The following is a 20,750-nucleotide window of genomic DNA, read 5'->3' as shown; positions in this document are numbered from 1 at the left end:
TACCATTCAATGATACGCATCTTTAATATTTATGATTTATTCATTTCGAATTTTTCAGTAGCAGGGAGCGATAGGTCGTTTCAAACAGAAATTCAAACGCCTCCAGATGCTTTTTAGCTTCAAACACATCACAACCCCATGCATAAATGCCATGATTACGCAATAAAATGCCTGGAACCTGATCATTCAGCACGTCTGGTACCAGCTTGGCAATTGAGGCGATGTCAGCATAATTTGGCAGTACGGGAATCTGAATGGCGGCATTTTCCTCCCAAATGTTAAAAGCCTTAATGAGCTCGATGCCTTGCACAGGTACAAAGCCCTGCTCACCGTAATATTCGGAAATCAGGTTGTTAAACACGGTATGCACATGAAAAACTGCTCCACAGCCTGTCAGGCGGTAAATTTCGCAATGGATGAGCGTCTCTGCACTTGGCTTGAGGTTTGTGGCTTCTGCCGCTTTTCCGTATTGGTCTACGAACAGAAAATCCTCAGGAGTACGTTTGGTCTTATCCTTGCCGCTAGCGGTGACTGCAAAATAAAATTGTTCTGGGTGAAAATTACCGATTCGGATCGACAGATTACCGCTTGTACCTGGGAACCAGTTGCGAGAGGCGAATAGCTCCTTGACATCAGCGAGTTCTTCCAGTGAACGGCGTTTTTCCTCAAACGAAATGTCTGCCAAGTTAAAACTCATTACAGTACCCCCTGCTCCTGTTTTTGCTTTAAATCCTCGATAATATCGTCAAATGTCTCAAAGGGTACATGCGGTACGCCAAGCTCTTGACACTTTAATGTCAGATGTGAGCGGGAGTACACAAGGTCGGCAATTTTGGCTCCTTCAAAATCTGTCAGGCTGTCGCCAATCAAAATCCGTTCGTATTGCTCGGGAGGGTATTGACGAATGACGGTCGTTTTGCACATGCCACAGTCATTCTTACATGGCTCCTCACACCGATGCGGCCACGTGATCTGGATGTGAGCCCCGGAAAAATCCGCTCCGTTGCAAAAAATGTGATCCTGCGGGATGCCGAACGGTTCTAGCAATGGATCAATAAAAAAATCAATGCCGCCGCTAGTAACGAAAAATTCAATCTGCTGCTCTCGTACAAAGTCCAAAAAGCGTGCAAAGCCCTGACGTATACCCGCTTGTCCAAGTACATATGAGATAACGTCTTCCTTAAGCTTCGAAGGCATCAAGGCGAACATCGCACCTACGCCTTCACGAATGGACATATGCCCGTTCACAATTTGATGCATGATGGGCTCATAGCCCACAGGCTTAAAATGCTTCATAATAGCGACAATATTATCACTGTTCGTAATGGTCCCGTCAAAATCACAAAAAATGACAGGCTTCTTGGCTGTGCTCATCGTTCGCCTCCCCACGTGTCGAGCGCAGATTGCAACTCAGGATGAGTGCGGGCGTATTGGGCCAGCGGGACATTCTGCTGCACCGCCTCAATCGCCTGCACAAAAGCGCGCCCACCAGCTTCCGTACCCAGTGGATGTCCGTGAATACCGCCCCCGGCGTTAACCACCACATCAGTACCAAAGTCGCGTACAATGAGTGGCACCAGACCGGGGTGTATCCCTGCGGAAGGGACAGGCATGCTGGTCTTCAGCGGTAGAGCAGGGGTGATCAGCTCGTCGCGAATCGCCATGTTTTCCTTACGCGGCATTGTCACTGAGCCATAGGGGGAAGGGAAGAGAACGAGATCAGCACCAGCTAGCCGCATAAGCTGACCAAGCAGGACGGACGCCGATATACCATAATGAGGTGATGGGTATGCAGCACCTGCTAATGAAGGATGGGCTGCAATCGGTACCGAAACGGCGGGATCGCTGCTAAGCTCATGCAGCACATCATAACCATAGGCCAGCACGTTAAACAGTAACGCGTTCGCGCCTGCGTCAATAGCCTTGAGGGCTTGCGTCTTGAGCTGCGAGGTTGGACCGGTTAAATTAGCGGCATACAGCAGCTTTTTACCAGTTTCACGTTCAGCCGCTTCGGCAGCCCGGATACAGGCTTCGACACGTTTTTCAATCGGCGTCAGCCCATTTTCAAACAAGATCTCGTCATCTTTGATCAGATCAACGCCGCCGAGAGCCTGACGGGTAAACTGTTCACGCAGTTCGTCCAAATTGAGCCCAATTACGGATTTGAAAATGCTCATGAGCAGAGGCCGGTCATACACGCCAAGCTGCTCACGCAAGCCGCTGATACCGAATTTCGGACCTGAAAAAGCAGAGAGGAATGCTTCCGAGAAACCCAGCTTCGTCAGCTTAATTCGGCCATCCATCGAAATTTTGCCGAAGACCGTAACCAACAATGCGGGAATATCACGGCTGAAATTGACATCCGGGTAAGCGATCGTTAAGTCGGCGTACCGCTCACCGGGACCTCCATCGTGAATATCCACAGATTGAACAGAGCCGAGATGCTTTTGCATCGCATCCCGCTTGGCCTGCGGGAGCTCAGTCCAGCTGCCCACCGTCATGCCGATGGCAATAGATTGGGCCTTTTGCTTAAAATCAGCTTTGTCATCGTATATTCGGTAGGTCGCCAGGCAATAGCTCACTCAATTCCCTCCTTAAGTACAGCTCCCATCTCGCGGGATCGTTCAGCGCAACGCTGCACCGCCGCAATCACCGTTTCGTAGAAGTCACCTTTGTCCAGTGTTTCCAATGCAGCTACCGTGGAGCCATTAGGAGACATGATTTTATGACGAAGGGCAGAAGGCTCCTCTCCGGTTTGCTGGACCATGCGTGCTGCGCCAAGCGCAGTTTGCACTGTTAGTTCATGCGCTTGTTCAGGAGTCAAGCCACCGCGGATTCCCCCGGCAATCATGGCCTCCATTAAGTAGTAGACATAGGCAGGGCCGCTTCCGGAAATGCCGGTCAGTACATCCATTTTCTCTTCCTCTATAACCGTTACTGTACCTACGGATTCGAACATCGTAAGCACGTTTTTACGTTGAGTTTCGCTGATCTCCTTGGAAAAACTGATGCCTGTGGCTCCCAGTCCAATCGAACTGGATGTGTTGGGCATCGTCCGTGCGATTGGCTGTTTGCGACCAAGCAACGTTTGCATGGTACGAATAGACAACCCGGCGATGACCGAAATGATCAGCTGTTCATCTGACAGAAGGGGACCGAGCTGTCCAAGTGCCCCGGCAGCATCTTTAGGCTTCATGGCAAGCACGATCACTGGAGAATGACGCAGCAGTTCCGTTTTGGCTGCATCCTCAGTTTGGAACAATACTCCGTATTGCTGTTGGAGTTCTTCAAGACGAGCCTGATTACTGCGGTTGATGACGGTAATACCGCCACGTTTAACGACAGAACGATTCGTCATCCCACGAATAATAGCCTCAGCCATTGAACCTGCACCGAAAAACGTAATTTGCTCGTTAATTAACACCTTTGTTTGTGATTCACACATGGATTCATACCTCCAAAGATACGGATTGATTTATGATATTATTCCCTGATTTGTCCAGTACCGTACACGCGGTATTTGGTTGAAGTCAAGGCAGGCAACCCCATAGGGCCGCGGGCATGTAATTTTTGTGTGCTGATTCCGATCTCGGCACCAAATCCAAACTCGAAGCCATCCGTGAAGCGGGTGGATGCATTGTGGTACACGGCTGCCGCGTCCACTTCTTGCAGAAAACGCTCAGCATGAGCTTTATTCTCAGTAACAATACACTCTGAATGCATCGTGCCATACCGGGCAATATGCTCCAGTACTTCGTCCAAATTGTTTACGACTTTTACATTCAAAATGTAATCATTGTACTCAGTGCCATAATCCTCTTCCGTCGCAGAGACAGCCCAAGGAGCTAGTTCTCGTGTCCGTGCACATCCGCGCAGCTCAACCCCAGCATCACGAAAACGTTCAGCCAATCCTGTTAAATGTGCTTGAGCATAATCCGAGTGTACGAGCAGTGTTTCCATCGAATTGCACACGGACGGTCTTTGTACCTTCGCATTGAGTGTAATCGCTTCGGCCATTTCTACATTCGCTGTAGCGTCCAAGAACGTATGGCATACGCCAGCCCCGGTTTCGATGACAGGCACGGTAGCGTTCTGAACAACATTTTGAATGAGTGAACGCCCCCCGCGTGGAATAATTACATCCAGCAAGCCGTTCAAGGTGAGCATTTCGCTGACGGAGGCACGGTCTGAATCTTCAATGAGTTGAAGCGCCTCGCGTGGCACGGCTGTTGCGTCTAGCGCCTGCTGAAGCACTTCAATAATCTTGCGGTTGGAGGAGAGAGCAGCCGAACCCCCGCGCAGCACAACCGGATTGCCTGTTTTCAAGCACAGACCCGCTGCATCCACAGTCACATTTGGACGCGCTTCATATATGATTCCGATGACACCCAGCGGTACACGTATTTTCTCAATCCGCAGACCATTTGGACGTTCAATTTGCTCAAGCGTGTCGCCGACCGGATCAGGTAGTGCCGCAATTTGCCGCAATCCTTCAGCAATAGCCCCGATTCGCTCCTCGGTCAGCTTGAGGCGGTCGAGCAGTGATTCGGACGTTCCCAGTTCCCGTCCACGTTTCAGGTCATTATGATTAGCTGCAATCAGCTCTTCTGCATGGTTTACTAGAGCTTCAGCCATAGCAAGCAATGCTTCGTTTTTTTGTGCTGTAGTCAGTCGGTTCATAACCCCGGCACTTTTTTTCGCGAGACTTGCTTTGGTTCGTACTTCGCTGAACTGGTTATCCTCTGTTATCGCTGTGTTTGTCGTTAAATCACTCATATTATGGCCTCCCTACATACATAATGTAATCCATTCATCCCTGTGGATCACCTCAAGCCGATGGATGGGACCAATTTTGCCCACAACCTCACCGCTAGGTAAACCTTGTACCATTTCAAGCTGTTCATCATCATAATTGACGATGCCGCGTCCTAATACCTTATTTTCCGGTCCCAGTACCTCAACGACATCTCCAGCATGAAAGCTGCCTTCGACACGTCGTACGCCAACCGGAAGCAGACTATGTCCTCCGTGTACTAACGCTTCTTCGGCCCCTTGGTCTACATGCACCGAGCCCAGAGGGGTGGACATAAAGCCAAGCCATTGTTTTTTCATCGGCAGTGAGGAGAGGTGAGTATCAAAATAAGTGCCCGGTCCGTGTCCTTCGACGGCTGCGTCCAGATCACCATTTTCGCTTACCCGTCCCACATATACAGGCACACCGCCGCGTGTAGCCACTTTGGCAGCCTCGATTTTGGATCGCATGCCGCCAGTTCCTACTGCTGATCCAGAACCTCCGGCTAATGCATAAATCTCCTCTGTAATTTCCTCGATACGTTCAAAACGTACAGCGTTTGGATGTTTGCGCGGGTCAGCCGTATATACGCCATCGGTATCCGTAATGATAATCAAATGCTGGGCTTTGACCAGATTGGCAACTAGTGCAGACAGCATATCATTATCGCCGAATTTCAATTCGTCAATCGATACGGTGTCATTTTCGTTAAAAATCGGGATAACCTGCTGGCGCAGCAATTCTTCTACAGTCATTCCGGCATTGTTCATCCGTTTGCGGCTCAGAAAGTCACTACGGGTCAGCAGAACCTGCGCGATTACGAGGTCAAAATTTTTAAAAGCCTGCTCATAGGCTTGCATGAGAAGAGCTTGGCCGACGGCAGCTGCCGCTTGCTTTTCATGCAGCAGTTTGGGCCGAAAGGGATACCCAATCTCCCGAAATCCGGCAGCTACAGCACCTGATGTAACCAGCAGCACTTCATGGCCTTTTGCACGAAGCAAGCTGATTTCCCTAGCAAAATAAGCGATGGCTTCCCGATTCAGGCCACCTTCCACTCCAGTCAGGGAGCTACTACCGATTTTAATGACGATACGTGTTGACAAGACGTCCACTTCCTTAATTTTACTCTTTTTAATGCAAAAAAACTTCCATCCTTTGTATGCAAAGGACGAAAGTTTGTGCTTCCGCGGTACCACCTTCATTGATGATTCATGATCATCCCACTTAAAACCTGTTAACGGCAGGGACCGCCTGATTGCGCAGGGCGCTCGGGGATAGGAGTTGGGAGAGAGTCCAGGTAAATTCTTGCAGCCTATCGGAATTTACTCTCTGAACAGGACCGAGCCTCTCTTAATAGTCCCTTCAACGCGCTAAATGATATTGGATACAGAATACCACGAAAAGACTAGGTTTGGCAAAGAAGTTGTAGCTGGAAAATACGGCTTAACCAAACAGGTTTAGCTTGCCAATTCGATCAGCCGCCTCGGCCAGTCGAGCTTCTGAGCTCAGAAGCCCTGCTCGCACATATCCTTCGCCGCCGCTACCGAACCCAATCCCTGGAGCGACAGCTACCTTGACTTCACGCAGTAGCAGATCGGCAAAAGAAGCCGAAGTATAGCCCTGCGGCACAGGCAACCAGCTGAAGAAGGAGCCGCTTGGACGCGTCGCCTTCCAGCCTATTTGACCAAGGGCATCATAAAAAGCGTTGCGGCGTGATTCATAGCGAGCAACCAGCTCGGTTATGCATTCCTGTGAGGACGTCAGAGCTGTCGCCGCTGCTGCCTGAATACCTCCAAACAGGCTTACATAAATATGGTCCTGTAGCAAATTAATCAGCGAGATGATCTTGGCATTACCGAGCGCGAAACCAACACGCCAGCCGGCCATGTTGTATGTTTTGGACAAGGTATAGAACTCAATCCCCACATCCTTAGCCCCCTCGGCCTGTAGGAAGCTTACAGGCCGCTTGCCATCGAATCCAATAGCGCCATAGGCAAAATCGCTGGCAACCACAATACCATTACGTAGCGAAAATTCAACCGTATCCTCGTAAAAGGAGAGTGGGGCAGTTGCCGCAGTGGGATTATTCGGATAATTAAGGAACATTAATTTGGCGCGGCGGCGATCTTCTTCGGAAATGGCTTCATAATCAGGCAGAAAACGGTTCTCTTCCTTTAAGGGGAGAAATGACATTTCCGCTTTAGCCAAGGCTACGCCAGACCAGTAATCCGGGTAGCCGGGATCAGGGACGAGACACACATCGCCGGGATTGAGCAAAACTTGCGGTAGCTGAACCAAGCCCGTTTTTCCGCCAAACAGGATGGCGACCTCGCTTTCCGGGTCAAGCGTTACACCGTAATCCTCCTGATAGCGCTGGACGATGGCTTCTTTGAGAAAGCTGTAGCCGCGGAAAGGAGAATATTTATGATACAGCGGGTTATCCGCTGATTCCTGCAAAGCTTTTACAATATGAGATGGAGTAGGAGTGTCCGGGTTTCCCTGTCCGAGATTAATGACATCATGCCCTGCTGCAATTTCACGGTTTACATTTTGTACAAGTGTGGCAAAAAATTGAGTGGGTAACTGTTTCATGACGTCAGCCGAGGGAATAGAAAAATGAGTCATCAATGTACACGACCTTTTGGAATAGTTTAAGAAACAATCTATCACGATTTTACCGAGTTGTATAGGGGGAATTGAGCTTGTATGGTTGCGTAACCCAGACTAATCGGGCTATGATGGGAGAAAATACCGGACAATGGGACACGGGAAAAGTTCCGGCTCATAGAGAGGATGAAGAACTTTGACGTATCAGGAAGCTCAGCCATTCGGTGTGGCACTTATACAAGCTCATATAGAGATAGGAAATCCTCCCGAAAACCACAATCATATCCGTTCTTTAATGGAACAAGCGGTAAAGGCCGAACAAAAGCCAGATCTGATTGTTCTACCGGAAATGTGGAATACAGGTTATGCCTTGGATCGCATTCATGAGCTGGCGGACGAAGAAGGCACGGAGACTCGGGCATGGATAGCGGCATTTGCCGCCACTTATCAAGTGAATGTAGTAGCAGGGTCGATCGCAGAGAAAAAAAGCGACGGTCATGTATACAATACGATGCTCGTTTTTGACCGTACAGGCAAAGAGGTAGCGTCGTATTCTAAAATTCATCTGTTCCGACTTATGGATGAAGAGAAATATTTACAGCCTGGCGAGGAGAAAGTTGTATTCACACTGGATGGCGGAATACAGGCTGGGGCGTCAATTTGTTACGATATCCGTTTTCCTGAGCTGGCTCGCAGTCTGGCCCTGTCTGGCGCAAATTTGCTGATCGTACCTGCAGAATGGCCTCATCCCCGGCTTCACCACTGGCGTACCCTGCTGACCGCACGGGCTATTGAAAATCAGATGTATGTCATTGCTTGTAACCGGGTAGGTCGTAGTGGAGATACCGATTTCTTCGGGCATTCGCTCATCATTGATCCATGGGGAGAAATGATTGCCGAAGGCGGAGAGCAGGAGGAGATTCTCACAGGCTCAATTGAGTCTGCCTTGGTTCAGGACGTGCGTGGGCGTATTCCAGTGTTTGAAGATCGGCGTCCCCTGCTGTATGACCGATAGTCAGTATAGAAAGGATAATCCATGCTTAAGGAACGCATTGAATTTTTGTGTAAAAAGAAAAACCTATCCCGTAAAGAGTTAGTAGACGGATTAGTTACCCCTGCACATTTTGCGAATATATTGGCTGACCGTTACCCGCTGGCTGAGGATTTAGCTGAGCAAATTGCTGAACGTCTAGGTGTACAATCTTCCTACCTATTACGTGCATCGGCAGAGGATGAGGAGACGCTGGCTACAGCGGATACGATTTTCACAGAGCTGTCCAAGCTGGCTAATCCCGCTACGGAAAGCTATGTGGATCAGTTGGAGGATCGCAACGATTCGCTCGTGGTGGAAATGACGACTTATTTGATGAAGGCTGTTTATTTCCAGCAGCTAAATGACCCAACAGCCTATGAATATTTGCATCAAACCTATTTGAATTTTTATTTGGAGAGGTTTGGTCGCTCGGATGAGGTGGAGTTGCCCGCACCACTAAAAAAAGCAATTTTATTTTATAAAATTCAATATTTCCGCTCTAAAAATCATTATTATGATGTACTAAATAACGTTACGCAGCTCCTCCGCCTGGTGGATGAGGGAACCGAAAACTGGCTGAATGCGCAAAACATTATGATGGAGGCCTGCATTCAGGTCAAGCAATTTGATCAGGCCAAACAGGTGTTTGAGCAAACAATGCGCAGGGTATATGATGATCGGCTCTTTCACCGTCTGACGGGCCTGTACGTGACTTATAGCGGATATTGCTTTGCTATGGGTTCTGTACAGGAAGCACTGTTAACGTTGTCTATGGCGGAGGCGAATTTGGTCTATTTGGAAAATGCGGCAGATATGCTTACGACGATCCTGAACAATCGGATTATTATGCTGACGTCGATTGGCGAGCTGGATAAGGCCTTGGAGGAAGTAGTGCGTTTTGAAGCATTGGTGAGTCGGGAGCGAGAGGAAATGCAACAAATAATGCTGCCCGTTACGCTGATATACCGTTGTGAGATTGCATTTGCCCGAAAAAACTGGGGACTGCTCTCACAGCATCTGGATCAGCTACGTAAAACTAATCTGACAACGGATCAGCAAATGGGGCTTGATTTTTATGAAAGCCAGCTTGCGCTTGCCCAGGGAAAACAGGATGCTTTTTGGATGCATGCTCTGCAATGTTTGCCTTATTTTGAAACTCTCCAGCATCCAGCGCGGCTTGAGCAACTATATGAAACGCTGGCTGTAGTATCGGAGGACAGTCGTCGCTATAAAGAATCATCAGCGTATTATCGTAAACTGGTCTATCTTTTGCGTAAAAAATAGGCTGAATGCACTCGTTTTTCACAAAACATTCAGATGATCGTGCAAAAGAATGCTCTGAAGTGCGCAAAATTTTGTGCAAACCGCCCCAAAGCTCAAAACTAAACCGACAAAAAACAGTTTAAAGCTGCTGTTTTTTCGGTTTTTTTGTATGCGTCAAAACGTATTGTGGTGTTGGATACCGTCTTCTATACTGAATTCATAAGGTACAACAATACAAAATATGAGGTGCAACCACATGATGAACTTTTTCGGTAAGAAGAAAAAACAGCAGGATGCGATAGAACATGCAGATCAACTGATGAATAAGGGCTTGTCCGGATTATTTATGAAAGGTCTGGTCCCCAAAGAGCATCGGGAACAGATCAACCAGAGCTTAAACTCGGCAAGACAAGCTCAAACGGCGGCTAACGGAGGCTTGGCGATGGCAGCAACTGCGGTTGTGATTTCGGTAACAGATACCGGGAAGCTCGTGAATTTTGATCCGATTGTGGTGCTTGTACTAGATGTGACGGAAGTTAGTGGCAATCGATACCAAAAAACGCTGGAAACGCTCGTATCTAAGCTGCAAATTCCGCGACCTGGAGATGTGGTGGGTCTGGGTAGCAATCCGGCAAATCCATCAGAGCTGATTTATATGGGGCTGGTGACAGCGTAAATGATTGGCGGGCATTTCACCATTCTTGCGAGCACATTTTTTTAAATAAATGATTGAAAAAGGGGTTTTGGAGAATGAAAGGATTTTTGAGTTTGATCGGGGTACTTCTGGTGTTTGGGGTAGGATTTTCGCCTTTTCTGGCTGAATATTTATGGGATGATCCATTTTTAATTATGGAAGCCCCGTGGTATCGGCCGTTAATTTATACAGGCTTTGCGCTTATATTTCTACCGGGTATTTTAGGTTTGTTTTTTGGTGGCGGTAAAGTCAAGAAGGGTGTTCCGGGGGTTGGAATCATTACAAGTGTTCAACAAACAGGGACTTATGTAAACAATCAGCCACAGGTAAAGCTCGGGTTGACCGTAACCAAACAGGGTGAAGATAAATATGATACTGCCTTGACGACGATTATTCCTTTGACCTCCATGGCTCAATTTCAGCCGGGCTCGATCATTCCGTTGATCGTATCTGAGAAAGACAAAATGAAGGTAGGTCTTGACCTGAAAGGTCAGGTGTCGCAAATGGATTTGCAAGCATTAATGAATGAGCAGATGGTCAAGCAGGGCGTCTCGCCTGAGCTGATGGAAATCGCCAAAACCGGTGAGCAGGCTTACGCGAAGATACTGGATGTTACACCCATGGGGGAAGCTGGACCCGATAAAATTAAGCTTCAATTTACACTAGCGGTGACGAAAAGCAATGGCGAAACATTTAATGTAACCACACAAAAGGAAGTTTTTTCTTCCCAACTATCCAAACTGCAACAGGGAAGTATTATAGAGGTGATATATTCGCCTCAAGATCCTTCGAAACTGGTTATTAAGACACAAGTGAGTGAATCCGACGTGCAGCAAGCATTTGGTTCATCCCGATAAAAAAATTGTTGAATCTGTTTCAGATACAGCCCATAGGTGTATTATAATAGTATCCCGACACCAGGAGGTTGATAACGATGGATAACCAAAGTAGATCCGAACTGGCGAATAGGGATGGCCTGTCACGGCCGAGAGGCTTAAATAGACAGGTTGTCGGAAACAACTTTGAAATGGGCTATGATCAGGATAAAAGTCCCCCCCATGTAGGGAGACCCTGATCACAACAAGGCGAGGACAGGCACTTTGGGATCACACAGCACATTGGAACTGAGGTAGGACATTCTTGGATACCAAGACTAGAGACCTTAAGGAAAGAAGTGATGCGGGATGGATAAAGTGGAGTTTCCGAGCAAGTGTAGAGTAATCAGGCGAGGCTGACATGGATTTCAAATGAACATGAAATGTGGTTCGTTGAAGACAGAGGGAAGCAATCGCAACAGTGTAATCGAACCCGTGATCTAAATGCCGTATTGAAAGTATAGGGGCGAAGCCCCAGGACCGTCTTCCTCTCTGGCTTGGGCTGGGGAGGAAGACGGTCCTTTTCACGTTCGATGCTACTTTTGAGAAAGTTGCTTGACCGTTTCTCGGAAGGTATCAATAAAAGCTTCGGCAGCTTTAGACAAATAACGTCCGTTCCGGTAAGCAATCGCCAGGGTACGGCTGGGGGTAGGTTCGGCTAGTGGCAGCAATGCTGGAACAAACTCGCTGCTGGCGGCGCGGGCGATAAAACGGGGAACGAGCGTCACTCCCATACCTGTCGCTACGAGCGATTGGAGTGTCTCCATATTGGTGCTTTCAAACACCACATTAGGTTCAAAGCCTGCCTGATGACACAGATCCATCGTCAGCTTGCGAAAGCCTTGCCCTTTTTTCAGGACGACAAAAGGCTCGTCTTTAAGTTCTTCCATGTGCACTGGCTGCGGCTGATTACCGTTTTTACGCAGGGCTAGGGGATGACCTGGAGGAACAGCGAGATCAATCCACTCTTCACCGATGGGTACATAAGAAAGTGTAGGTTCTACTAGGGGAAGAGAGAGCAGGCTGAGATCGGTATCGCCACTTGCCGTTTTTTTCTCCAGATTCATGGATGAATCTTCGACTAACACGATTTCAATGTCTGGATGAGCCCTCTTGAATACAGGCAGCACATGTGGCAGCAAATGGGAGCCCGTGATAGGCATACTGCCAACGACGACCTTCCCTTTTCGCAACTGAGAGATATCGTCCATTTCCTGTCGGAGCTGTTCCACCGCGTCGACTATTTTTTTTGCCTTTTCCACAAAGCTTGCTCCGGCATGTGTTAGTTCCACCGTGCTGGTGTTGCGTTGAAATAACAGTACCCCAAGCTCTTTTTCCAGTTTGGACAATTGCTGGCTCAACGAAGGCTGAGCGATATGCAGTTTTTCTGCTGCGCGTGAGAAGTTTTTTTCCGCTGCAATTTGCAGGGTGTACTGAAGCTGTCTGAATTCCATCGAATTTCATGCTCCTTATCTTATAAGCTTTTCCTATTACATCATAGACTGATTATACAATAATAAAATTAAATGCCCAATCCTAACGGGTCTCATGTGTCAGAAGTTTTATATAAGATGAAGCGTTTTTTCACAAATAGAGTCTTTTAATATAGATAATTAATTCCCTTAACATTCTCCTGATAAAACATAATTAATCTTAGTTCTGGTTGTACAAAAAAAGGTCTGGGAGGAAAATGAATGCTAAAATGTTGGGGGATACATACGAAAAAATCGGTAGCTGCACTCCTAGCGACGATGATGCTAACCGTAAGCGGCGGGACAGCGATGGCAGTCGAGAAGGACACGACAATTAAAAATGTAATTATTCTGATTCCAGACGGCATGGCTAATGACGCTACTGCATTGGCTAGATGGTACAAAGGATCATCCTTAACGTTAGACAGCATGGCAAGCGGGATGGTGCGTACACATTCTGCGGATGCACCGATTGCCGATTCTGCTCCGGCGGGTACAGCTTTTGCCACAGGACATAAATCACATACTGGGTATGTAGGCGTTCTCCCAGATGAAGCAACGATGCCCGGACAGCAACCGATCGCAGCAGGTGACGCCAAAAAGCCTGTAGCTTCCATTCTGGAGGCTTCCAAGCTAGCAGGGAAATCAACCGGAATTATTGCTACTTCGGAGATTATGCATGCGACACCAGCTGATTTTACCGCACATTATCCTGACCGCAAAAATTATGATGCACTCAGCATGCAACAAGCCTACAACGGAGTTGACGTTGTGTTAGGTGGAGGCGGCAAGTTTTTGGAGCCAGCAGGGCGTAAGGACGGCCAAGATTTAATTGCTCAAATTAAAGACCAGGGCTATGATTTTGTCACAACACCTGAAGGGCTGAAAAATTCGACCTCCAGCAAGCTCTGGGGCAGCTTTTCTCCTGAAGCTCTTGCATATGACCTGGATCGCGATGCATCGAAGGAACCTAGCTTGGCAGAAATGACAACGAAAGCCATTGATGTGTTATCCAAAAATGATAAAGGCTTTTTCTTAATGGTAGAGGGCAGTAAAGTGGATTGGGCTGCACATGCTAATGATCCAACGGGAATTATTAGTGACGTGCTTTCATTTGACGATGCAGTGAAGGTTGCTCTTGATTACGCCAAGCAAAACCAAAATACTGTCGTCGTAGCAGTGACAGACCACGGAAACGGTGGATTGACGATTGGTAGCAGTGATACAACTAGCAATTATGACAAAACGCCTTTAGCTTCTTTTATAGATCCATTGAAAAAAGCGAAGCTGACGGGTGAAGGCTTGGAATCCAAGCTGAATGCAGATCGCAGCAATATTAAAGAGGTGCTTTCCACGTATTTTGGCATCACCGATTTGTCAGACGAAGAAGTAAAAACAATTAAAGATGCCAAAGAAGGCAGCATGAACTATGCCGTCGGACCAATTATTAGCAAACGCGCCAATATTGGCTGGACTACAGGTGGACACACAGGGGGTGATGTCGTGTTGTACACGTACGCGCCGAACGGTGACCGTCCATCCGGTGTCATCGACAATACAGATGTAAATAAGTATATGACACGTGTACTTGGACTGGATTTGGATACAGTCAGCAAGCAACTGTTTGTTCCTGCAAAAGCCGCTTTTGAAGCTAAAGGAGCCAAGTTTACTGCGGACACGAAAGTCATTACGGTGACCAAAGGCAGTAACAAGCTGGAGCTTCCAGTATACAAAAATATTGCTACACTGAATGGTAAAAATTCTACGCTCAACGGTGTAGTCGTATTTAACGGCGTTGATTATTTTGTACCCCAGCAGGCGATTGATTTGATTCAGTGATAAATAGACCTATCGGGAGAAGCTGTTTCTTCTATAACGGAGGAACAGCTTTTTTTGTGTGTAGAGATGAATATGTAGTTTTTAAGGTGAGAATGAAATTGGTTTTCAGAAAATGGGATTTTTTGTGAAACTAGTCACGTTATATTCTCTCTGATGTTGCTAGAATAATACATGTACGATATAAGCCACTGATGATGTAAAGTCCGGATGGACGAGGGAAGAAGGGATGAGTCACGGACGAATTATTACTGCGTCTGGCTGATGGCAAGGAATGGACGCATACGGAAATGACGGAGCTGCTGACACGTCTGGATAGTGAGCCGACGCTACGAGCACAACTGCGCCAACTGGCAGCTCGCACCAAATTGGAGCGTTATGGCAAAGGTGTTTTTTTACGAGGATTAATTGAATTCTCAAGTATATGTCGTCAGGATTGCATGTACTGTGGGCTGCGTGCTTCGAATAAACAGGCAGACCGTTACCGTTTGCAGCCGGAAGAAATTCTGGCCTGCTGCGCGGAGGGGTATGAACTGGGTTATCGGACCTTTGTTTTGCAAAGTGGGGAAGATTACTGGTTTACGGCTGCCCGGCTGACGAAACTAATTCGGGAAATTAAAAGCCGTTTTGCAGATGTGGCGGTTACATTGTCCATCGGTGAACGGGATGACGAAACTTATGAGCAACTATACGAGGCGGGCGCGGACCGTTTTTTGCTCCGGCATGAGACAGCTTCACCCAGTTTGTACGCCAAGCTGCATCCGACGATGACGATCGAAAGCAGGCGTAGCCGGCTGCTGGCTTTGCAACGGATCGGCTTTCAGATCGGGGCTGGATGTATGGTGGGATTGCCGGGACAAACGAACAGTGAATTAGCAGATGATTTGGTCTATTTGCATAGCCTGTCGCCAGATATGATCGGGATTGGCCCCTTTTTACCACATAGCAATACGCCGCTTCGTGAGGCCAGCCAGGGGAGCATGGAAAAGGCACTTGATATCATTTCATTATCCCGGTTGGTCGTTCCAGATGCGCTTATTCCGGCATCCACGGCCATGGGGACGATTCATCCCCAGGGAAGGGAGAAGGCGCTTCAGGCGGGAGCGAATGTGGTGATGCCTAATTTGTCGCCACTGGCGGTGAGGCCTAAGTATGCGATTTATGAGAATAAAATATGTTTGGGCGATGAGTCTGCCCAATGTAGACATTGCTTGGAGCTGCGAATCCGTGGAGCGGGATTTGAAGTCGATATGGGGCGCGGCGATAGTTTGAGAGTGCAACGACAGCTTATGAGACAGGGGACCGTGTGAGAACGTGACGGAAACATTGCAGTAACCATAAATAAGGAGATGGGTATACGTGAGTGGAGTACGGGAGAAAGTGTCAGCAGATTTTATTAATGAAGCAGAGATTATGGCCGCAGTGGAGCAGGGGAAACAAGAGGCAACAAATCGACAACGCATTTTGGAAATTTTAGAAAAGGGCAGAGCCTGCCGCGGGCTGAATGCAAGTGAAGCGGCGGCTCTTTTGCATGTAGATGATCCTGAATTATTGGAAGAGATGTTCAAATCTTCGCGAGCAGTCAAAGAGCAGATTTATGGCAACCGGATTGTGTTGTTCGCTCCTTTATATGTAAGCAATCACTGTGTTAATAACTGCGAATATTGTGGGTATAAGCATACCAATGATAGCTTTACGCGTAGCCGCCTGACCCCGGAGGAATTGGTGGAGGAGGTTAGAGTGCTTCAAGAATTGGGACACAAGCGACTCGTACTGGAAGCGGGGGAAGACCCAGTCCATTGTCCCATTGATTATATCGTCGATTGTCTGCGCCAGATCTATGAGGTCAAGGTAGATAACGGCAGCATTCGGCGGATTAATGTGAATATTGCATCCACAACCGAGGAGGACTATCGGAAACTGGCAGAGGTGGGTATTGGTACGTATATTTTATTTCAGGAAACGTATCATCGGGAGAGCTATCGCAAATTTCATCTGCAGGGACCCAAACGGGATTATGATTGGCACACCACCGCAATGGACCGGGCTATGCGTGCGGGTATAGATGATGTGGGGATCGGTGTGTTGTATGGCTTGTATGATTTCCGCTATGAAACTGTAGCCATGCTGAAACATGCCGAACACTTGGAAGAAACCTTTGGCTGCGGGCCTCACACGGTCTCGGTTCCACGATTGCGTCCGGCTGAAAATGTAGACCTGGAGCGGTATCCGTACCTGGTCAACGATGATGATTTTATGAAAATTGTATCCGTTCTTCGACTGGCTGTCCCTTATGCTGGGATGATCCTGTCTACGCGCGAGGAGCCGGAATATAGAGACCGTGTCATTGGTTTAGGCGTGTCACAGATTAGTGCTGGATCAGCTACAGGCGTAGGCGCCTATGCAAAACAGGAGACGGAAGATAAGCCTCAATTTGAGGTGGGAGACCATCGCTCTCCATCGGAAATTATTAAAAGTTTGTGCCGTGGCGGATATATGCCAAGCTACTGTACAGCTTGCTACCGTGAGGGACGAACTGGAGATCGCTTTATGGAGCTTGCCAAATCCGGACAAATTCACAATGTGTGCCAGCCGAATTCGCTGCTGACCTTCCAAGAATATCTGCTGGATTATGGGGATGAGGAAGCACGTGAATTGGGAGCTGCTGCTCTGCGTGAAAATCTGGAGCGTATACCACGTGAATCAACGCGCCGTTTGACGCTTGACAGACTTGAACGATTAGAAGCAGGCGAGCGCGATTTGTATTTTTAGCAATTGATAATAATAGCATTTGAAAATAAAAAGCAGTCGCGTTGGAATCAGCGCGGCTGCTTTTGTATGTCTAGAGAGAAGAATATTAATGACGAGATTTTAAGAATAACTTCCTGCTTTAGCGGCTTGCTCCCAGGCTAGCATAGCAGATGGAAAGCATTCAATAGCCCGGGGGAAGACTCCCTGGACATAAGCGATAAACACACCATAGTTCACAATCGGCACCCTGGCGGCTTTCGTTTCAGACATTCGGTGAAGCATTGTACGCCGATTGAGCATACAGGCACCGCAATGAATAACCAACGCATATTCACTCAAATCGTCAGGGAAACTGGAGCCAGATGCATGTTCGATAATGAGGCGTTTGCCTATCGTTTGACGCAGCCAACGAGGGATTTTTACTCGACCAATATCGTCAGATTGGCATTGGTGAGTGCAGGCTTCCGCAATGAGCACACGGTCTCCATCCTTGAGGCGTTCAATGGCTCTTGCTCCTCGCACCAGTTCGTCCAGATCGCCTTTATGACGGGCGAACAGAATGGAGAAAGAGGTAAGTGGTATATCCTTGGGCGTGTCGGCCGCAACTTTCATAAAGACCTGTGAATCGGTAATGACCAGGCTGGGCTTGCGTCCCAGTCGCTCCAGCGTCAAACGTAGCTCATGCTCTTTGGTCACGACAGCGATGGCATCGCTCTCTAGCGTATCACGGATCGTTTGCTGCTGCGGCAGAATCAATCGTCCCTTTGGTGCCGCTTTATCGATGGGAACCACCAGCACGACCAGATCGCCGGGTGACAACAGGTCACCTACGATACGGAAGCGATCTTCGTTTTGGGGGAGTGTATTTGTGATGGCCTTTTTCAGTTCTGCGTCACCCCGGAGCATAGATGCACTGAAAGGAATCAGTGCGAGATTCAATTCGGTCTCCAGCGTTGCAGCCATTGGATCTGATTCAGCAAGGGTATCTATTTTATTTAGTACACCAATGACAGGAATCTTTTTGGTGCGTAGCTTTTCGAGCAGCTCGTACTCGAATGGTCCGACTCCAACAGTGGCGTCGATGACCAGCAGAGCCAAGTCTGTACTATTAAGTATTTCTAGCGTTTTGTTGCGGCGCAGCTCCCCGATCTCACCCTCATCGTCCAGTCCGGCGGTATCCACCAGAACAATGGGACCCGCAGGAAGTAGCTCCATCGGCTTGAAAACGGGGTCCGTAGTCGTTCCTCCTATAGGTGATACCACAGCGGCGGGCTGGCCGGTCAAGGCGTTCAGAATGCTGGATTTGCCTGCATTTCGGCGACCAAGCAGAACGATATGTGGTCGGTTACTTCTTGGGGTATCATTCATTCCCATGGTGAGTTCCTTCTTCCTGCCCCGGAATTCCGGGCTTGGTTACGGTATAGGGATGGCACAATTGGTCAATCCGCGCACGGGTCAGCTGACCGCGATCCTCTGCAATATCCTCTGGTGTGCGACCCTGTGCAATGGCTGCTGATGCAATGGAAGCAGCTTCATCATAGCCAAGCTCAGCGACCAGCGCGGAGGCCATCACAGCTGAGCTGTGCAGATTAGCAGAGCAGCGTTCCTCCTGTACGATCAGACCGCGCACACACCGTTCCTCGAACAGTTGAACGGCATTGGTGAGAATATGCAGCGATTCCAGCAGCGATTCGGCAATCAACGGCAGGAACGCGTTCAGCTCCAGCTGTCCAGAGGCAGCAGCCATCGTGATAGCCGCATCTTCGGCCATCACACGCATCGCTGTCAATCCGGCCATTTCAGCCATTACCGGATTGACCTTGCCAGGCATAATAGAGGAACCAGCTTGGACCGGAGGTAGCATGTATTCACCGATACCACCGAAAGGACCAGAGGCTAGCAGACGAAAATCGCTAGATATTTTGAGCAGATTTACCGCGGCGGATTTAAGTAGACCTGACACCTCGACGAAGACATCCATATTTTGAATCGGGTCCATGGGGTGGTCGCTACGGCATAGCCCTAATCCAGTCTCGTCCGCCAGCTTTTCGACCATCCGGTAGCTGTAAGCCCGAGGCGCATTCATACCTGTGCCAATCGCCGTGCCTCCAATAGGGATTTCTCGTAGCCGCTCTTCGGCTTTATAGAGGCGCCAACGGTCACGCCCTATAGCTTTTGCGTAGGCGCCAAAGCCTTGCCCGGCCATCATAGGCAGGGCATCCATTAGCTGTGTGCGGCCTAGCTTGAGCAGGTCGGCATATTCTATTTCTTTTTGCTGTAAAGCATTTTGTAACAAAGACATCGTGTCACACAAAGGGCGCAGCAGGCGTATCGCTGCAATTCGTAGCGCCGTCGGATATACATCATTCGTAGATTGGCAGCAGTTCACATCATCCAGCGGATGTACAAGCTCATATTGTCCTGGCTGCCCCCCCAGCTGTACGATGGCCAAATTAGCAATGACCTCATTTACGTTCATATGGGTACTGGTGCCTGCACCGCCTTGCATGGCATCCACGGTAAACATATCTTGATGCCGTCCTGCGAGTAATTCATCGCAGGCATTTACAATGGCAGAGACCCGGTGGGCAGACAACCGGGTCTGCTCACCATTCACTTGAGCGGCGGTTTTTTTTACCAACACAAGAGCGTGAATCAGATTTCTGTTCACGGGCCTGCCGCTGACTGCAAAATTGTTCATCGCACGTGCGGTATGAATACCGTACAAGGCATCCATAGGAATTTCCATGTCTCCTAGTGCATCCCGTTCGGTCCGCATAACTTTGACCAGAGGAGAAGACGGAGTCATGTTATAGACCCGTCGCCGGAATGCGTGTCATATGCAGCAGCTGACGTGCACTTGCAGCTCGTTTTTCCTCAACCCGGGCATGAACCAGATCTGGCTCGACCAGCTTGAGGGCTTGAGTTGGACATTTTCCAATACAGGCCGGTCCGCCGTCCACACCTTCGCACAAATCACATTTGCTGGCAATCATGCGTTCTTTAGGTTGCAAACGACCCGACACATTGGTGTACAGTCCGTCTTGCACGACCGGCTGCCCGTCTCTGTATTGAGGCACCATGGTAATCGCACCGTAAGGGCAGGCGATCATACAGGTTTTACAGCCAATGCAGCTTTCGCTATTAATAAGAATGCAGCCGTCTGCGTTCGTAATGGAGCCGTTCGGACAGGCATTAGCACATGGAGCATCCTCACAGTGACGACACTGAACAGGTGCAGTGACTCCGAATGATTTGATCACCTGAAGGCGAGGGTGAAAATGAAACTCGTCATCTGGCGAGATAAAGGGGTTCTCCGGCGAATGTGCGATAACACAGGCGATTTCACAGGTGCGACAGCCGATACACTGATCGGGATCAGCTAAAACAAAGCGATTCATACAACTCGACTCCTCTCTAACTAACA

General features: G+C 48.6%; 19 protein-coding genes. 8 read left to right on the top strand and 11 right to left on the bottom strand.

All coding sequences use genetic code 11. The features are described 5' to 3' along the window. Window positions 1-40 precede the first annotated feature (40 nt). The 7 genes from mtnB to HFD99_RS00420 form a co-directional block, all read right to left on the bottom strand. Entirely contained in the window at window positions 41-697 is a 657-nt protein-coding gene (gene mtnB, locus HFD99_RS00450) for a methylthioribulose 1-phosphate dehydratase (protein WP_017427566.1), read from the bottom strand. Continuing rightward, window positions 697-1,374: a 2-hydroxy-3-keto-5-methylthiopentenyl-1-phosphate phosphatase gene (locus HFD99_RS00445; protein ID WP_016822164.1), complete on the bottom strand. Its 678-nt coding sequence runs from the start codon at window positions 1,372-1,374 to the stop codon at window positions 697-699. The genes mtnB and HFD99_RS00445 overlap by 1 nt, the downstream gene beginning before the upstream one ends. Continuing rightward, window positions 1,371-2,582, bottom strand: a complete 1,212-nt coding sequence (locus tag HFD99_RS00440) for a 2,3-diketo-5-methylthiopentyl-1-phosphate enolase (protein ID WP_123797330.1) — start codon at window positions 2,580-2,582, stop codon at window positions 1,371-1,373. The genes HFD99_RS00445 and HFD99_RS00440 overlap by 4 nt, the downstream gene beginning before the upstream one ends. Continuing rightward, window positions 2,579-3,445 carry a pyrroline-5-carboxylate reductase gene (gene proC, locus HFD99_RS00435; RefSeq protein WP_016822162.1) on the bottom strand — a complete coding sequence of 289 codons (867 nt, stop codon included), beginning with the start codon at window positions 3,443-3,445 and terminating at the stop codon, window positions 2,579-2,581. The genes HFD99_RS00440 and proC overlap by 4 nt, the downstream gene beginning before the upstream one ends. Window positions 3,446-3,483: 38 nt before the next feature. Next, a complete protein-coding gene (locus HFD99_RS00430) occupies window positions 3,484-4,776 on the bottom strand; it encodes a glutamate-5-semialdehyde dehydrogenase (RefSeq protein ID WP_123797329.1) in 1,293 nt (430 codons plus the stop codon). 12 nt (window positions 4,777-4,788) lie between these two features. Continuing rightward, a complete protein-coding gene (gene proB, locus HFD99_RS00425) occupies window positions 4,789-5,994 on the bottom strand; it encodes a glutamate 5-kinase (RefSeq protein WP_123797328.1) in 1,206 nt (401 codons plus the stop codon). A 241-nt stretch (window positions 5,995-6,235) separates the two neighbouring features. Then, on the bottom strand, window positions 6,236-7,417 hold the full coding sequence (locus HFD99_RS00420; protein ID WP_123797327.1) for a pyridoxal phosphate-dependent aminotransferase: 1,182 nt from the start codon (window positions 7,415-7,417) through the stop codon (window positions 6,236-6,238). Between the two features lie 178 nt (window positions 7,418-7,595). Between HFD99_RS00420 and HFD99_RS00415 the strand changes: the two genes are divergently transcribed. The 5 genes from HFD99_RS00415 (at window position 7,596) to HFD99_RS00395 (ending at window position 11,464) form a co-directional block, all read left to right on the top strand. Continuing rightward, window positions 7,596-8,414, top strand: a complete 819-nt coding sequence (locus tag HFD99_RS00415) for a carbon-nitrogen family hydrolase (RefSeq protein WP_123797326.1) — start codon at window positions 7,596-7,598, stop codon at window positions 8,412-8,414. Between the two features lie 21 nt (window positions 8,415-8,435). Further along, window positions 8,436-9,716 (top strand): helix-turn-helix domain-containing protein, encoded by a 1,281-nt coding sequence (locus HFD99_RS00410; RefSeq protein WP_031461644.1) that lies wholly within the window; start codon window positions 8,436-8,438, stop codon window positions 9,714-9,716. Window positions 9,717-9,951: 235 nt separating this feature from the next. Further along, complete coding sequence (locus HFD99_RS00405; protein WP_016822155.1) at window positions 9,952-10,371, top strand: hypothetical protein; 420 nt, start codon at window positions 9,952-9,954, stop codon at window positions 10,369-10,371. A gap of 74 nt (window positions 10,372-10,445) precedes the next feature. Next, window positions 10,446-11,246 carry a hypothetical protein gene (locus HFD99_RS00400; protein WP_025365098.1) on the top strand — a complete coding sequence of 267 codons (801 nt, stop codon included), beginning with the start codon at window positions 10,446-10,448 and terminating at the stop codon, window positions 11,244-11,246. 77 nt (window positions 11,247-11,323) lie between these two features. Then, entirely contained in the window at window positions 11,324-11,464 is a 141-nt protein-coding gene (locus HFD99_RS00395; RefSeq protein WP_016822153.1) for a hypothetical protein, read from the top strand. 336 nt (window positions 11,465-11,800) lie between these two features. On the opposite strand, the gene HFD99_RS00390 is transcribed toward HFD99_RS00395, so the two are convergent. After that, complete coding sequence (locus HFD99_RS00390) at window positions 11,801-12,718, bottom strand: LysR family transcriptional regulator (RefSeq protein ID WP_017427573.1); 918 nt, start codon at window positions 12,716-12,718, stop codon at window positions 11,801-11,803. 240 nt (window positions 12,719-12,958) lie between these two features. Between HFD99_RS00390 and HFD99_RS00385 the strand changes: the two genes are divergently transcribed. From HFD99_RS00385 to hydG, 3 genes are all read left to right on the top strand, one after another. Continuing rightward, the gene (locus HFD99_RS00385; protein WP_019687829.1) at window positions 12,959-14,575 is read left to right on the top strand and encodes an alkaline phosphatase; all 1,617 of its coding nucleotides are present in this window, start codon (window positions 12,959-12,961) and stop codon (window positions 14,573-14,575) included. 254 nt (window positions 14,576-14,829) lie between these two features. Continuing rightward, a complete protein-coding gene (gene hydE / locus HFD99_RS00380; RefSeq protein WP_256620845.1) occupies window positions 14,830-15,882 on the top strand; it encodes a [FeFe] hydrogenase H-cluster radical SAM maturase HydE in 1,053 nt (350 codons plus the stop codon). A 49-nt stretch (window positions 15,883-15,931) separates the two neighbouring features. After that, complete coding sequence (gene hydG, locus HFD99_RS00375) at window positions 15,932-17,344, top strand: [FeFe] hydrogenase H-cluster radical SAM maturase HydG (protein ID WP_031461643.1); 1,413 nt, start codon at window positions 15,932-15,934, stop codon at window positions 17,342-17,344. 99 nt (window positions 17,345-17,443) lie between these two features. On the opposite strand, the gene hydF is transcribed toward hydG, so the two are convergent. Genes hydF through HFD99_RS00360 form a run of 3 tightly spaced genes read right to left on the bottom strand, consistent with a single transcriptional unit; the run spans window position 17,444 to window position 20,724 of the window. Beyond that, window positions 17,444-18,697, bottom strand: coding sequence for a [FeFe] hydrogenase H-cluster maturation GTPase HydF (hydF, locus tag HFD99_RS00370; protein ID WP_031461642.1), 1,254 nt, complete (start codon window positions 18,695-18,697; stop codon window positions 17,444-17,446). Further along, complete coding sequence (locus tag HFD99_RS00365; RefSeq protein ID WP_031461641.1) at window positions 18,684-20,132, bottom strand: aspartate ammonia-lyase; 1,449 nt, start codon at window positions 20,130-20,132, stop codon at window positions 18,684-18,686. The genes hydF and HFD99_RS00365 overlap by 14 nt, the downstream gene beginning before the upstream one ends. A gap of 1 nt (window position 20,133) precedes the next feature. Then, on the bottom strand, window positions 20,134-20,724 hold the full coding sequence (locus HFD99_RS00360) for a 4Fe-4S dicluster domain-containing protein (protein ID WP_016822146.1): 591 nt from the start codon (window positions 20,722-20,724) through the stop codon (window positions 20,134-20,136). Between the last annotated feature and the right edge of the window lie 26 nt (window positions 20,725-20,750).

The sequence above is a fragment of the Paenibacillus sp. EKM301P genome (assembly GCF_011800295.1).
Classification (GTDB): Bacteria; Bacillota; Bacilli; order Paenibacillales; family Paenibacillaceae; genus Paenibacillus; species Paenibacillus polymyxa.
Note: the sequence above shows the minus strand (reverse complement) of the source record. Positions and strands in the feature narration are given on the sequence as shown.